Consider the following 15,557-nt stretch of genomic DNA (forward strand, 5'->3'; position numbering starts at 1 on the left):
AGTACTAGTGCCGACTCAAACCCCAATCGTTCAATCTCGTATGGAGCAGCTTAAATGCTGTGTGCTTATTCCCACCTACAATAATCACAAAACACTACAGAAAGTAATTGAAGGGGTTCTAGAATACACGGAAAACATGCTAGTTGTAAATGATGGTGCAACGGATTCTACTCGGGAAATTTTGCAAGGTTTTCCACTGCTAGAACAAATTCATCTTCCCCAGAATAAAGGAAAAGGAAATGCTTTAAAAATAGGATTCAAAAAGGCAATTGACCTAGGTTACGAATACGCGATTACTATTGATTCAGACGGACAACATTTTCCTGAGGATATTCCGGTTTTTTTGGATGCACTAGAAGCAGAATCAACCAAAAATGTACTCTACATTGGCGCTAGAAACATGGAACAAGAAGACGTGCCAGGGTCCAGTAGTTTTGGCAACAAATTCTCAAATTTTTGGTTTTGGTTTGAAACGGGTATTCGCTTGAAAGATACCCAGAGTGGGTATCGCATGTATCCTCTAAAAGAAATCGAAAAACTCAAACTTTACACCCCAAAATTCGAACTTGAAATTGAAGTCATTGTTAAAGCTGCTTGGAACGGAACACTGGTAAAGAACATTCCTGTAAAGATTTCATACGATGATGAAGAACGCGTTTCACATTTTAGGAAAGTTCCTGATTTTGCTCGTATCAGTGTTCTGAATACTTGGTTTGTACTTGTCGCTCTATTCTATATCAAACCCAGAGATTTATATCGGAAATTTCGAAAAAAAGGAATCCGGAAATTCCTAAAAGAAGATGTGCTACATAGCAGCGATTCACCTAAAAAGAAAGCCACATCAATTGCATTGGGCATTTTTATTGGATTATCACCTATCTGGGGTTTTCATACAGTAGCCGTGCTTGCTTTAGCGGTTTTATTTAAGCTGAATAAGGTCATTGCATTTGCATTTTCAAATGTAAGTTTTCCTCCATTTATTCCATTCATTTTATATGCTAGCCTAAAGCTAGGTGCTTTAATTACTGGTGAGAAATTGGTTTTTTCCAAGGATGAGATGATAGAAAACCTTGGTTTCATAACACATCTTAAAACGTATATAATAGGCAGTATTTCATTGGCAATAGTGGCCGCAAGTCTTTTTGGTATCATCGCTTACTTGGTTTTGAAAATTTTCGAAAGCAAAAAAATAGCTATAAACAATGGGTGATTTCTTTTACAAGGCATACCTGTTTATACAAAAGAGGAAGTGGGTAAGCCTTTTTGTGCTGCTACTTGTTATAGCTTCCCTTGGGGGGATAGCCTCCCGAATTGAATTTGACGAGGACATCACAGCCTTGATTCCTGCCACCGAGGAATCGAAAAAAATCCAGGAGGTTTTAGAGTCCATTGCTTTTACAGATAAGGTTATCGTTAATATTCGACGTGAAGGGGAAGGTTCTGTAGATGACCTAACACAATACGCTTCAACCCTTTTAGATAGTCTTGCAAAAACCGGCGACACCTACATTAACAATGTACAAGGAAAGCTAAACGATGAAGACTTACCGAACACACTTAATTTGGTATATGATAATTTGCCACTCTTTTTAGACTCAGCTGATTACCTTCAGATAGAACAAAAATTATCAAAGGATAGTATTGCCATCCTAACCGAGCAGAATTACCGCACTTTAATTTCTCCCTCAGGAATTATCGCAAAAAGAACAATTCGAAAAGACCCCTTAGGGCTCTCTTTCATTGCCTTAAAAAAATTACAACAATTAGGAATCGGAAATGATTTTAAACTGAAAAATGGATTTCTATTGGACAAAAAAGAGCTAAACATTCTGCTCTTTCTTACCCCAACACATGGTTCAAGAGAAACCGATAAAAACACTGCCTTAGCCGAAAAACTTTATGAGTTACAGCACAAGCTAAACACTTCGTACAAAGGAAAAATAAAAAGCGAATATTTCGGCGCGGCTCTAGTGGCTGCTGCCAATGCCGCTCAGATTAAGCACGATATTCAATTTACAATTAGTATAGCCCTAACATTCTTATTAATTATCCTAATTGTATTTTATCGGAAGTTAACCACACCTCTAATTCTATTTTCTCCTACTGTAATTGGAGGCCTACTGGCTGTTGCTTTTCTATATCTATTCCGAACCAAAATCTCTGCCCTTTCATTAGGTATTGGCTCTATTTTATTGGGAATTACGCTAGACTATTCCCTACATATCTTAACTCATATTCGAAACGGAAATTCTTTAAAAAGCCTATACAAAGATGTTGCTCCTTCGGTTTTGATGAGTAGTCTGACTACAGCATCGGCATTTTTATGCTTACTATTTCTAGAGTCTCAGGCCTTGCAAGATTTAGGAATTTTCGCAGCAGTTAGCGTTTTAGGCGCTTCCATTTTTGCTCTTATGTTTATTCCACAAGTGTATGCAACAAAGCGAAATAGTGAATCAAAAAAAACTTTTTTGGACCGTTTGGCAAGGTACGATCTCCATAAGAACAAATGGGCAATCGCAGTTTTGGCCTTACTGCTCATAGGAAGTTTATTTACGTATCGAACCGTTATTTTCAATCAAGATATCGCCAAACTGAATTATGAATCTGGAACCCTAATAGAGGCAAGAGAACGTTTGGAAAAGTTGACGGATATTGGTTCGAAATCCATTTATCTTTCTACCTACGGGGAAAATCGCGAATCCGTTTTACAACGGAATGATTTCCTCTTCAACCAACTGCAAAGGTTGAAGGCAAATGACGAAATTGTAAGTTATAGCTCGATTGGCGCTTTGGTGCGTTCAGACAAAAAACAAAGGTCTAGAATCAACAAATGGAACTCCTTTTGGAATGCGAATAAAATCCAAAGTACAAAACAGAACCTCATCGAAAGTGGAAACGAATTTGGCTTTAAAGAAAATACGTTTGACCAATTCTATGACCTTCTAGAATCAGATTTCAAGCCTTTGAAGATTTCTGACTTAGAAGTAGTTTCTTCTTTTGCCGTAGATGATTTTATCGTTACCGATTCTACATCAACAACAATTACCTCATTGATTAAAGTAGAAGATGAAAACCTCGAAAAGGTTAAAGCTGTTTTTGGCGATACCCCACAGACCCTTTTCATCAATCGGCAGCAGGTAAATGAGTCGTTTCTAGGGAACCTCAAAAACGATTTTAATAACCTCATTGGCTATTCCCTTTTGGTGGTTATCTTAATTCTATTGCTCTTTTACCGAAGTCTGTCTTTGACCCTGATTACCGTCATTCCCATATTTCTCACTTGGTTGTTGACCATTGGTCTAATGGGATTACTAAAAATAGAATTCAACATTTTCAACATCATCATTTGCAGCTTTATTTTTGGTGTAGGCATCGACTATTGTATTTTCATCACCAACGGATTACTCACTGAATACCGAACTGGTGAAAAAGCGCTTTCGACACATCGCACCTCCATCATATTGTCGGTAATTACCACAATTTTGGGTATTGGTGCACTGGTTTTTGCTAAACATCCAGTGCTGTATACAATAGCCGTGGTTTCCCTAATTGGGATTCTCTCTGCGGTTTTTGTGGCCTTTGCCATTCAACCCTTACTTTTTCATTTGTTTCTCGGAAGTACAAACAAAAGACCGATTACGATAAGAGTATTGATTCACTCCCTGCTGTCATTTGCCTATTTTGATTTAGGAGGTTTATTACTTTCTGTTTATGGTTGGATAGTCCTGAAATTGAATCCGAAAGCACATCTGAAAAAGCAATTGGGACTTCATAAGCTTACTTCAAAGTTTATGAAATCGGTCTTATATACAAATCCTTTTCTCTTAAAGGAAATCCGAAATCCACATAACGAGACCTTTGAGAACCCTGCTATGTTAATCGCCAATCATTCCTCATTCCTAGATATTTTGGCCATGGGCAGCTTGCATTCCAAACTCATCTATTTAGTGAAAGACCATGTTTATAATTCCCCGATAATAGGAAGCGCAGCAAAACTGCATGGCGCATATCCTGTCTCTGGAGGTATTGAAAATGGAGAAGCATTTTTAAAACAAAAAGTCGAACAGGGCTTTTCTATAATTGCCTTCCCAGAAGGAGCCCGCTCTACAAGCAACAAAATAAATCGCTTTCACAAAGGCGCTTTTTATCTAGCCGAAAAACTGGAATTGGATATTCTTCCAGTGATGATTCATGGCGGCTCCGAAGTATCCCCAAAAAACAGCTTTATCATTCGAGATGGTGATTTTACCGTTAAGCTGTTACCAAGAATTGAGGTAAGTGACCTGTCCTTTGGAAAATCGTATAGCGAGCGGCCAAAACAAATCGGTCAGTATTTTAGAAAGGAGTTTCGAAAATTCCGAATGGAAGTTGAAGATGAATACTATTGGCACCAACTCCTTTTAGAAAACTTCCGACATAAAGGAGGAGACATTTACAAAACGGTAAAAACTGACTTGAAGGAGAATGCAAGTGCCTACAGAACCATTCTAGAAGCCATTGGCGAAAAAGACAAAATCATACACCTTTCAAAAGACCATGGTCAGCTTGATTTGCTCTTGGCCTTAGATTCCATAGACCGAAAAATTTACAGTTATTTGGAAAATGATGAAGCAAGAACCATCCTCAAAAATAATTACCTAACACATCAATACAGTAAAATCAAGGTTGGAGATTACTTTAAGGAAGCCTTAGAACATGAGGCAAATGTTCTTATACTAAACCTTGACTCTATTTTTACAAGCCAACTAGAAGACCCATTAAGAGAGAGAATTAGTATCTTGATACTTCTAAAATCCAACAGGCCAGATATAAGAGAATTCGCAATTGGCAAAGGGTTTTCTATAGAGATACAAGAAGATAATCTCACCATATTAAAGCGATAGAATAGCTAAAATGAAAGACCATTACGACATAGTGATCATTGGTAGCGGAATGGCAGGTCTAGTAGCAGCCAACATAATGGCGCGTGAAGGAAAAAGTGTCTGTATACTGGAAAAGAACAATCAATATGGGGGCAATTTACAGACCTTCGTTCGAGAGCGTACTATTTTCGATACAGGAGTGCACTATCTCGGTGGACTCTCAAAAGGACAAAATCTCTATCGATACTTTGACTATCTTGATATTCTGGATGAACTCCATTTTAAACAACTCAATAAGGATGGCTTTGATATCATTACCTTCGATGATGACGAAACCGAGTACCCGCATGCACAAGGGTATGATAATTTTGCCAAAAGTCTATCTGAACAATTTCCAGAAGAAGAAGATGCCATCCGCTCCTATTGTAAAAAGCTTCGGGAAATCTGTGATGAATTTCCTTTGTATAATCTGGAAGTCGGGAAACCCTATCAAAACAATGCGGAGATTTTTCAACAAACCGCAAAAGCATATCTCGAATCACTAACTGGAAACAAAAAACTACAGTCGGTTTTGGCAGGTTCAAATCTTCTCTATGCTGGCGACCCTGAAAAGACTCCGGTTTATGTGCATGCGCTTTCCTGCAACTCCTATATAGAAAGTGCATATCGCTGTGCAGATGGCGGGAGTCAAATCACCAAATTGCTCATTCGAAGATTGAAAGAAAATGGTGGTGAAGCCTATAAACATCAAGAAGTAGTTGATTTTACCTGTATCGATAAGAAGATAATTTCTGTCACCACCAAAAAAGATGATGTTATCAAGGGCGATGTATTCATTTCGAATATTGAACCTAAGAATACCTTAAAAATGGTAGGGGAAGAACACTTTAGAAAATCATACAATAGTCGTATTCAAGATTTAGAGAGTACCATTTCCGCTTTTAGTATCCATGTTGTTCTCAAACCGAAAACGTTCCCATATCTCAACAAAAACTACTATCATTTTAAAGACCCATCACGCGTTTGGCAAGGTCATGAGTATACCCAAGAAAGCTGGCCTGAAACATACATGGTTTCTATGGGAGTGCGTAAAAACCAGGATGAATGGGGTGACCAACTGACCGCTATAACTTATATGCATTATAATGAAGTGTCCCAATGGCAAGACACTTTTAATACCGTAGCTAACAAAAACAATAGAGGTCAAACTTATGAGCAATTCAAGGAAGAGAAAACCGAAATTTTCCTAAAAGAGCTGGAAAAGAAGTTTCCGAATATTCGTGAGTGTATTCAATCCGTATATACTTCGACGCCCCTGTCATATCGTGATTATATTGGTTGTAATAGAGGTTCGATGTACGGATATGTGAAAGACGTAAACAATCCACTTTTATCATTCATATCACCGCGTACTAAGATTCCGAATTTATACTTTACAGGGCAAAGCTTGAATATGCATGGTATTTTAGGAGTAACCATAAGTGGAGTTGTTACCTGTTCTGAAATTCTAGGAGGAGAATATCTAGTAAATAAAATTTTAGATAAAGAGACAATTAAAAATCAAAATAAACAGGTTTCATGAGTCCATTCAAAACAAGCGCTTTGAAGTTTATGAAAAACTGTTTTACAGGATTCATTCTGTTGCTAATAGTATCTTCTTGTGGAATATCAAAAGGCCTTGAAGACCGTCCGGATGTTAGCAAATACGACATCACTTTACCAGAACGCACTAAAATTTCGGACTCTACCTATTCAATTGGTGACAACTTTCTTACCAAAAATAAACACGGTTTATGGGAAATGCATGTAAAAGGCAATCCTATGGAATTGGGCTTATATCAAGGTGCTTTAAGCCAAGAACTCTTTAATCAGCAGGAAGCCGTTTTCTTGAAAAAGATTGATGAATTAGTACCATCTAAAGGCTATCAAAATATCCTTCGGAAATTTTTAGCTTGGTTCAATCGGAAGGTTTATTTACACATTGATGAGCAATACAAAACTGAGATTTATGGCATCTCGCAATATGCCTCGCCCAACTATGATTATATCGCAGAGGAATACCCGCGAGTGCTCTACTTTCACGGTGCCCATGATATTGGCCATGCTTTACAAGATTTAGCATTGGTAGGATGCTCGTCGTTTGCTTCATGGGGAGAAAATACGAAAGATGGTAAACTTCTAATTGGGCGCAATTTTGATTTCTATGCGGGAGACGATTTTGCCAAAAACAAAATCATAGCTTTTATTGAACCGGAAGACGGACACAAATTTATGTCGGTCACTTGGGGAGGTATGATTGGCGTTGTTTCTGGAATGAATGACCAAGGATTGACGGTAACGATTAACGCTGGGAAGTCACAATTCCCATTGGTAGCCAAAACTCCGGTTTCTCTGGTGACCAGGGAAATTTTGCAGTATGCTTCCACTATAGAAGAAGCAATCGCCATTGCTAAAAAACGGGAAGTATTTGTATCTGAATCAATTTTTGTGGGAAGCGCAAAAGATAAAAAAGCGGCTGTTATTGAGGTATCTCCGAAGAATTTCGGAGTGTACGAAGTACCGAATTCTAGCAATCAATTGATTTGTTCGAATCACTTTCAAAGTGCAGCTTATGCCGAGGATAAAAAGAACCAGAACCATATTTTAGAAAGTCATTCTCAATATCGATATAAACGAATGGAGGAGTTGTTGGAAGAAACTGAAAAGGTAACTCCAATAAAAGTCGTAGAAATTCTTAGAAATAGAGAGGGTTTAGAAGAAGATAAAATCGGCTATGGTAATGAAAAGGCTCTCAATCAAATGTTAGCGCATCATGGCATTGTTTTTCAACCTGAAGATTTATTAGTTTGGGTTTCCAGCAGCCCATATCAAATGGGTGAGTTTGTTGCCTATGATTTGAATGAAGTTTTCAAAGATGGAAATAAAAAATTATCAGTAGCTAGTATGGCATTGAACATTCAAAAAGACCCTTTTTTAGAAACGGAAGCCTATCAAAACTATGAGCGCTACCGTTCTTTTCGGGATGAAATTCAAAAAGCCATTTCCGAAGAAACACATTTGGAACAAAAACTGCTTTCGGATTTTACAGCATTGAATCCCAACTTCTGGGAAGCACATTATTTAGTTGGAAAGTACAATTTGGACAAAGGATATGACACCTTAGCTTTGATAGCATTTCAAGAAGCTCAGACCAAAGAAATTACTACTTTACCGGATAGGGAAGCAGTAGAAAAGCATATTAAAAAATTGAAACGCAGCTTAGGCAAATGATTCCAGAAATAGAGAAAGCAACATCCAAAGAAATAAAAGCTTTTCAAGAAGACAAGCTTCGAAAACTTATCACTTATGTTTCTGAAAAATCTCCTTACTACAGAAGGGTTTTTCGAAACTATAAAATCAGTCCTTCAGATATTAATTCCCTTAAAGACATGACTAAACTTCCAGTAACAACAAAAGAAGATTTGCAGGAGTTCAATGATGATTTCTTTTGTGTTCCCAAATCAAAGATTATCGATTTTGTGACAACATCAGGTACTTTAGGGAACCCCGTAACTGTCGGTTTGACCGATAAGGACTTAAACCGCTTGGCTTACAATGAGGCGATTTCATTCGCCTGTGCGGGAGTAAGAGAAGAGGACATTCTTCAGCTCACCACCACAATGGACCGCAGATTTATGGCCGGACTTGCTTATTTCTTAGGTGTTCGAAAATTAGGCGCAGGAATCATACGTGTTGGTGCCGGTATTCCTGAACTGCAATGGGATAGTATTCTAAAGTTTAATCCAACCTACCTCATTGTTGTGCCTTCTTTCTTGTTGAAATTAATTCAATACGCCGAAGCAAATAACATCGATGTAAATGCTTCAGGAATCAAAGGGGCAATCTGCATCGGGGAATCCCTTCGCAATCAAGATTTTTCATTAAATATTTTAGCTGAAAAAATCAAAGCCAAATGGGATATTGAATTGTATTCCACCTATGCTTCCACCGAAATGAGCACCGCATTCACCGAATGCTCAGAACAACAAGGTGGACACCAACACCCAGAATTGATAATCGTAGAGATTTTAGATGAAGACAATCAACCGGTTGCCGAGGGAGAAGAAGGAGAGCTTGTGATTACAACATTGGGTGTTGAAGCAATGCCATTACTTCGTTTTAAAACGGGAGATATTGTCGCTGCTCATGCTTCAGGTTGTAGTTGTGGAAGAAATACCCCTCGTCTTGGTCCTTTAGTGGGTCGCAAAAAACAAATGATAAAATATAAGGGCACCACACTTTACCCTCCAGCGATGGCTAATCTTTTGAATGACTTCACAGAAGTTAAAGGTCACGTAGTTGAAATCTATCATAACGAAATAGGAACTGATGAAATCTTAATCAAAATATTTGCTCCGAAAGCATCCGATAGATTGTTATCTAAAATCAGAGACCATTTTCGTTCAAAGTTGAGGGTAAGTCCCGCTATCGAAATCTGTTCACGCGAGGAAATTCAAAAACTACAAAGTTCGAAATTAGGTAGAAAGCCGGTTGGGGTTATTGATAGGCGGTAGTTTTTAATTAAAAAAAGCTCCTCCCCTCAGACGACGCGAACTTAGAAAAATTCCTATGAATCCAACAGATACAACCCAATCTTAATCTTCCAGTAGGGTAATTTTTCCTCGAAATATTCGAAATACGCTTTTAAACCATCGGCATTCGGTAAATCTATTTTTGCTTTTTCAATTTGGGAAAGTTCTTCTTTAGTTACCAATTCATGAAGGTCCACTTCTTCCCCTTGGGAATTCATTTTTAGCAAATGACCATAAATCGTATTCTCAGTCAACTCTCGCTTGACAGCAATCTCGGCAGGAGAAAATCCTTCATTGAATAAAGCCCATGTTTGTTCATGGGTTGCAACTTTTGGTTTTACAGATTCCACATGTGCTGCAATTTCCTTTAGAAAGATATCTGCATATTTTTCAAGTTTTGCTTCCCCTACTCCCGAAACCTCCGCAAATTCAGTTATTGTTAAAGGCTGTTTAGTTTCCATATCTTTTAAACTAGCATCGCCAAAAACAACATAGGCCGGTACACCTTGCTCTTTCGCAATTTGATAACGTAGTACGCGAAGCTTTTCAAAGAGTCCTTTTTTATCCGCTTTAGCTCTAGATTTCTTTTCAGTTTGTTTTTCAACTTGGTTTAGAATTGCCAACCGAACCGGTTTCTTATCATACAGAATCTCTTTTGCTAACGGAGTCAGCGCAATACGACTATTCTCCCTGAAATTAATTTCTAAAACACCTTGGTTCAGTAGTTGAATGATGTACTGCTGCAAATCTTGCCATGAAACATCATTTACGGCTCCGTAGGTTTTAATACCTTGATATCCTTTGTCGAATACATTCGCATTTTGTGCGCCTCTTAGTACATCGATAACCGTTCCCATAGGCTCTTGCTCTTTCATTCGCACTACGGCAGAACATATTTTTTGAGTCAAAACAGTTGCATCGAAATATTTGGGTGGTGCTTTGCAAATATCACAATTCCCACAACCTTGAGTGACGTGCTCTCCAAAGTAATTTAGCAAAGCAATGCGCCTACAACTTAAAGCTTCGGCATATTGTTGCATCCGTTCTAATTTTGCGTACTGTACTTGTGCATTTTCACTTTCCGCAATAAACTTTCGAAGTTGCACCACATCAGCATAACTGTAAAAAAGTAAAGTATGCGCGGGAAGACTATCCCGCCCACTACGTCCTATTTCTTGATAATAGCCTTCCAGGTTTTTTGGAAGGTTATAATGAATTACCCAGCGGACATTGCTTTTGTCAATTCCCATACCGAATGCGATTGTGGCACAAATAATAGGTGTTCGGTCATTGATAAAATCCTCTTGAACTTCAGTACGTTCTTGTGTGCTCATTCCGGCATGATAAGCTTTTGCATCATAACCTGAGTTCTGTAACTTCTCCGCCAGCTTCTCCGTATTCTTTCGACTCAAACAATAGATGATACCACTTTCATCAGAACGTGAATTCAAGAAATTGAGAATCTGTTTGATACGGTTTTGTCCGGGTCGAACATCTAAATATAAATTTGGACGATTGAAGGATGCCAAATGTCGAGAAGCATCCGAAATCGAAAGTTGCTCTACAATATCATCTTGCGTTGCTTTATCCGCCGTGGCGGTTAAAGCCATTACTGGAATATTCGGAAATCGATTTTTCAAACTTCCCAATTGTGTATAGGCAGGACGAAAATCATGCCCCCAAGAGGAAATACAATGGGCTTCATCAACAGCAAACAAACTGATTTTAATTTTATTAAAAACAGCATCGAAGTGCGCAATGCTCTCAGGTGCGACATAGAATAATTTAAGCTCACCATTATTTAGTTGCTGGAAAACATCCTGTTGCGTCTCTTGGGGTTGCGAACTGTTATAATAGGCCGCCGCAATTCCGTTGGCCTGAAGAACATCAACTTGGTCTTTCATTAAAGCAATTAATGGGGAAATTACAATAGCTGTTCCCTCCATGGCCAAAGCTGTTAATTGGAAGCATAATGACTTTCCTCCACCGGTTGGCATAATAGCCAAAACATCTTTTTTATCCAACACATCTGTAATGACCTCGAGTTGATTTGGGCGGAAATCATCGTAACCGAAGTGGGTTTTAAGGAGTGGTAAAAGTTGTTCTTTGAGTTCAAATGCAAGCATAGGTAAAGTTAGTTTACTTTTCTATTATTAAAGAAATTGGAGGTGCCAATTTGGCGCCTCCAATTGTCAAGTTTGTTTTGAAACTATTTCCCCAACATCAAAAGCTCATTACATTTAATTTCAGTAATATACCTCTTCTCACCTTCTTTCGTTTCGTAAGAACGATGTATCAATTTACCTTCAACGGCAACTTGTTTTCCTTTGACTAAGTAGTTCTCTACAATCTCGGCAGTCTTTCCCCAAGCAACTACATTATGCCATTGGGTATCCTCCACTTTCTCACCTTTTGCATTGCGATAACTATCGGTTGTGGCTATCGAAAATTTGGCAAGTTTGCTACCACTTTCAAGGTTTACAATTTCTGGGTCTTGACCCAAGTTTCCGATTAACTGTACTGAATTTCTAAGTGCATTCATACTAAAAAATTTAAGTGTCTGTCATAGTACACAGACAGGTTTACAATTTGTTTTGACGAGTTCTTATGTTTCGACACTGCAAACTTAGAAGGCACTACAAATTATAATCGTATGTTAAACATTTGTATATGTTTGTATACGCATGTAAATGTTTAAAAATGTATTATGTTCTGACAATAAGGAAACTATATTCTATAAAATTCCACACACATTCTTGAGGTTGTTTTTAGTAGATGGGCATCTATAGGGCATCTATCACCATTATGGGACAAGAATAAAGGGTAGATTATCAAAATCCTTAAGTAGAATTTATATTAACTTTAACTTAGAAGACTATATCGGCAGAGTATTTGATGAATTGAAAACAAAATGAGCCCGTTTCAAATCTCATGATGAAAAAAACAACTCTTTTAATTTTTGCTTTTTTTTATTTTGGAATTCATATGTGTACTGCCCAGTCACTACCTCCATTCACAAAATTAGTAGCTGAAAATCAAAGCATCACAGCAGATAATTTCGGAACGAGTTATCATTTTTGGCCGTTAAACTGGTATGCTAAAGGTTATCCTGTTCCATATGGAGTTACTCCCGCTGATCATCGGTTAGAAAATCCACATGGAAATCCTAATCTAGAGCTGTTGAATCAATACGAAAGTGCTAGATGGGTTCGTAATTTCTACCCTGCTATCGAGACAATTTGGCATCCTACCCAAAAGCTTTCAAATAATGTTGTTGAGTGGTTTTTGAAAGAACTTGATTTTCATCATACTAACGGCAAAAAGTTCTTATGGGCGGGTAAATGGTTCAATAATGAAGGTAATGTTCTAAGTAAAGATGTAAACTCAAAGGAATATGAACGAAATCTTGTTAGTGCTATAACCGAATTGCTTACCTCCAAAATTACCAGTGATTTAGGATATACCGTCGCATCACACCCTGCTTTGGCGGCTATAGAATTTAATAATGAACAAATCAATTCGACAACGGTAAACAACTACAACAACGCGTATGCTCGTTTTGTCCGAATAGTCACTAAATTATTCCAGAAATACAAACCTGATTGCAGAATAATAACATTTTCTGGTGTAGGAGGTGAGGGCTTCAACTTTGCTAAAATTTTGGAAGGGAATGCAGAAAGTATTGTTTCCATCTCAACAAATGGAGATGACGGAACAGGCAAAACGGCCGCCGGTTACATCGATATCGTTTCATGGCACTTTTATAATTTTCATGTAGAAACCTATGATCAGTACAAAAAGGATGTCGCTAATAATGGGTTTAGTTCAAGAAACAATTTATTTCTAAGTCAGGCGAATTTAATGCTGCCCATTAAACAACAAAATGATAGCAATGCGAGTATTTTAGAAGATAAAGACTTTGACATTTGGAATACTGAAAGCGGTATAACTCCTTTGGAAAAATTTTCTCCATACGATGGAGGAATGCGATGGTTTAGGATGACTCGAAAAGAACGTTTTGAGGCTCTAATGAAGTGGTTCACTCCTACCTTATTCCAAAATGGTAAAACCACAGTGAGTTGGGCTTACAAATCTGATTTGCCTGGCATTAAGTATTTAGATTACCCGGGTGGTACTCAAGGCACAATGACGGAAATAAGTTCTGGAAAAAATGGTAGAATTAGATTCAAACCTTCATCTACTCCTTCTAAAGGATGGCTTGAAAATATGAGTATTGTAATTACCGGACCTGAAGAAGGCTGGCCCGATTTAAACTTATTAGCAGGTGAAAAACGAAGATTTGAAATCTCTTTGGTTTCTGAAAACCTTCTAGAAATTCAAAATTCGATTTTTACTAAAACACCAAAATTCGTACCCTCTTACACGGAGTATCAACTCTATCACAGCCCTTATCCTGAAGAATTTAAACAATATATAGACTTGTTGAAATCTGGACTGGTTACTTTTGGATGGATTTACTATCCGAATGAAAAATACCCAGGTATTTACGTCGCTGTTAAAGGAAAAGGGAAATGGTACACAACTCGATACGGTGAGCTCAAACAATGGGAATCAAATAGGTAATCTTAGAAATGACTACTTGCATATTTTTCATATCATAATTTAACCCCTGACACAATTCGACACAGTCCTGTTTTAAATTTGTATCAAATAACAAAATCATGGACAATGCAAACACAAAAAATCGAACCCTTTCAAGTCATCGGAATCTCAATAAGAACGACAAACGAAAACAATCAAACAGCCTCGGACATTGGTTCTCTCTGGGAAAGGTTTATGACCGAAAATATTTTACAAAAAATACCCAATAAAGTCAGTGATGAAATACTTTCTATTTACACCAACTATGAAAGTGACCATACCAAGCCCTACGATACGATTCTAGGTTGTAAAGTCAGCTCATTAGATGTCATTCCTGAAGAAATGGTAGGTCAGTCTTTTGAGGGTGGAACGTTTGCCAAATTCGTTTCAAGAGGAGATGTAACCAAAGGAGCCGTCTATAATAGCTGGGTAGAAATTTGGAATACGGATTTAGAAAGACTTTACACTGCAGACTTTGAAATCTATGGAGAAAAGGCAAAAGACCCATCAGATGCTGAAATAGATATTTTCGTTGCCATAGGTGTATAGTCGACTTTTATTTTATTCTAAAAACTTCTAGCGTAGAATAAAGAACCATAGATATGAGAAGTGGATAATGGCGTTTCTTTCGTATTGAAATTATAAGCTATTTTAAAAGTGTTTCTTTTTACTTGAAGAATAGCTCCAATCTCGGTTTTGAAAATATGATTGGTAATATCAGTTGTAAATAAAACGTCATCGGTAAAAATACTTCCTTGAATCAGAGTGTTATGTGCTACATATCTGTATCCTGCAGAAACATATCCATAAAATTCTTTTGACGAACTGTTGTCCACAATAGTGGTTCTTGAACTGTTTTGAAATGTATTTAACCTTCCGAAGAAATAACTGATATCATTTTCCAAATAAATGTCTTTGGTCCCTAAACTTGGAGAAATACGATATTGGAATGCATTACGTTGATTCGACCAATCAAAAACATGTGTGATTTTAAGATTAAAAAGCCACTTAAATCCAATTTGTTCAACCCAGGTCGGCCTACTATCAATTCCGAAAACATTATGTAGTCCAACTTGAAAATCTCCTGCTAGAGATTCTTCTCCGGTGATTCCCGTTTCAAAAGCAAGAAAAAATGCCGACTTTTTCTTGATTGAACCTACTTCAAGTTTGCCAAAAAGCCATCCTGCAAAAGGTCTGTCAAAATCATCCGTGTTCGTAGAAGAAAGGCTGGCTGGTGAATATATTTCATTTCCAATACCTATGTTTAATTGTAACTTATTACCATCTGTTTTGGGGAATATGAAGTTTTGTGCTACTGCTTTTTGGTAGGTAATGTATAGGCCGTTTGTAAAGTACTTGTCATCATCGGCAAATTTATCATTGCTCAATGTAATTGCTAATTGCTGATTTACGTCTTGCGCATAAAAATGTTCAGTTGAGATTACTATGAAAAGTAAAATTCTGAAAAAAGTAAAAAATTCGCCCAATTTTTGGATTTAAGTTAGTACCAAGTTCAAATAGA

Annotated in this window: 10 protein-coding genes; 7 read left to right on the forward strand and 3 right to left on the reverse strand. The window is 37.5% G+C overall.

Annotation, left to right across the window (positions count from 1 at the left end):
* Positions 1-40: 40 nt before the first annotated feature.
* From FEE95_RS03635 to flxY, 5 genes are read left to right on the forward strand one after another with little or no spacing between them, the layout of a single operon-like run.
* Positions 41-1,210, forward strand: coding sequence for a DUF2062 domain-containing protein (locus FEE95_RS03635; protein WP_138656466.1), 1,170 nt, complete (start codon positions 41-43; stop codon positions 1,208-1,210).
* A complete protein-coding gene (locus tag FEE95_RS03640) occupies positions 1,203-4,883 on the forward strand; it encodes an MMPL family transporter (protein WP_138656467.1) in 3,681 nt (1,226 codons plus the stop codon). The genes FEE95_RS03635 and FEE95_RS03640 overlap by 8 nt, the downstream gene beginning before the upstream one ends.
* Positions 4,884-4,893: 10 nt before the next feature.
* The gene (locus tag FEE95_RS03645; protein ID WP_138656468.1) at positions 4,894-6,444 is read left to right on the forward strand and encodes a phytoene desaturase family protein; all 1,551 of its coding nucleotides are present in this window, start codon (positions 4,894-4,896) and stop codon (positions 6,442-6,444) included.
* Positions 6,441-8,132 carry a C45 family autoproteolytic acyltransferase/hydolase gene (locus FEE95_RS03650; RefSeq protein ID WP_238474493.1) on the forward strand — a complete coding sequence of 564 codons (1,692 nt, stop codon included), beginning with the start codon at positions 6,441-6,443 and terminating at the stop codon, positions 8,130-8,132. The genes FEE95_RS03645 and FEE95_RS03650 overlap by 4 nt, the downstream gene beginning before the upstream one ends.
* On the forward strand, positions 8,129-9,415 hold the full coding sequence (gene flxY / locus FEE95_RS03655) for a flexirubin biosynthesis putative acyl-CoA ligase FlxY (protein ID WP_138656469.1): 1,287 nt from the start codon (positions 8,129-8,131) through the stop codon (positions 9,413-9,415). Before FEE95_RS03650 ends, flxY begins: the two co-directional genes overlap by 4 nt.
* Before the next feature lie 53 nt (positions 9,416-9,468).
* Here the strand turns inward: flxY and recQ are convergent, their stop codons facing one another.
* Positions 9,469-11,559, reverse strand: a complete 2,091-nt coding sequence (recQ, locus tag FEE95_RS03660; protein ID WP_138656470.1) for a DNA helicase RecQ — start codon at positions 11,557-11,559, stop codon at positions 9,469-9,471.
* An 83-nt stretch (positions 11,560-11,642) separates the two neighbouring features.
* Positions 11,643-11,975 carry a single-stranded DNA-binding protein gene (locus tag FEE95_RS03665; protein WP_138656471.1) on the reverse strand — a complete coding sequence of 111 codons (333 nt, stop codon included), beginning with the start codon at positions 11,973-11,975 and terminating at the stop codon, positions 11,643-11,645.
* 389 nt (positions 11,976-12,364) lie between these two features.
* Here FEE95_RS03665 and FEE95_RS03670 point away from each other — a divergent pair, with 389 nt between their 5' ends.
* Both FEE95_RS03670 and FEE95_RS03675 read left to right on the forward strand, forming a co-directional pair.
* Complete coding sequence (locus FEE95_RS03670) at positions 12,365-14,017, forward strand: hypothetical protein (protein ID WP_138656472.1); 1,653 nt, start codon at positions 12,365-12,367, stop codon at positions 14,015-14,017.
* Positions 14,018-14,122: 105 nt separating this feature from the next.
* Entirely contained in the window at positions 14,123-14,584 is a 462-nt protein-coding gene (locus FEE95_RS03675; RefSeq protein WP_138656473.1) for a GyrI-like domain-containing protein, read from the forward strand.
* A 17-nt stretch (positions 14,585-14,601) separates the two neighbouring features.
* Here the strand turns inward: FEE95_RS03675 and FEE95_RS03680 are convergent, their stop codons facing one another.
* A complete protein-coding gene (locus tag FEE95_RS03680) occupies positions 14,602-15,522 on the reverse strand; it encodes a lipid A-modifier LpxR family protein (protein ID WP_171036970.1) in 921 nt (306 codons plus the stop codon).
* Positions 15,523-15,557: the final 35 nt, after the last annotated feature.

It is taken from the genome of Maribacter algarum (ex Zhang et al. 2020), assembly GCF_005885635.1.
In the GTDB taxonomy this organism is placed as follows: Bacteria; Bacteroidota; Bacteroidia; order Flavobacteriales; family Flavobacteriaceae; genus Maribacter_C; species Maribacter_C algarum.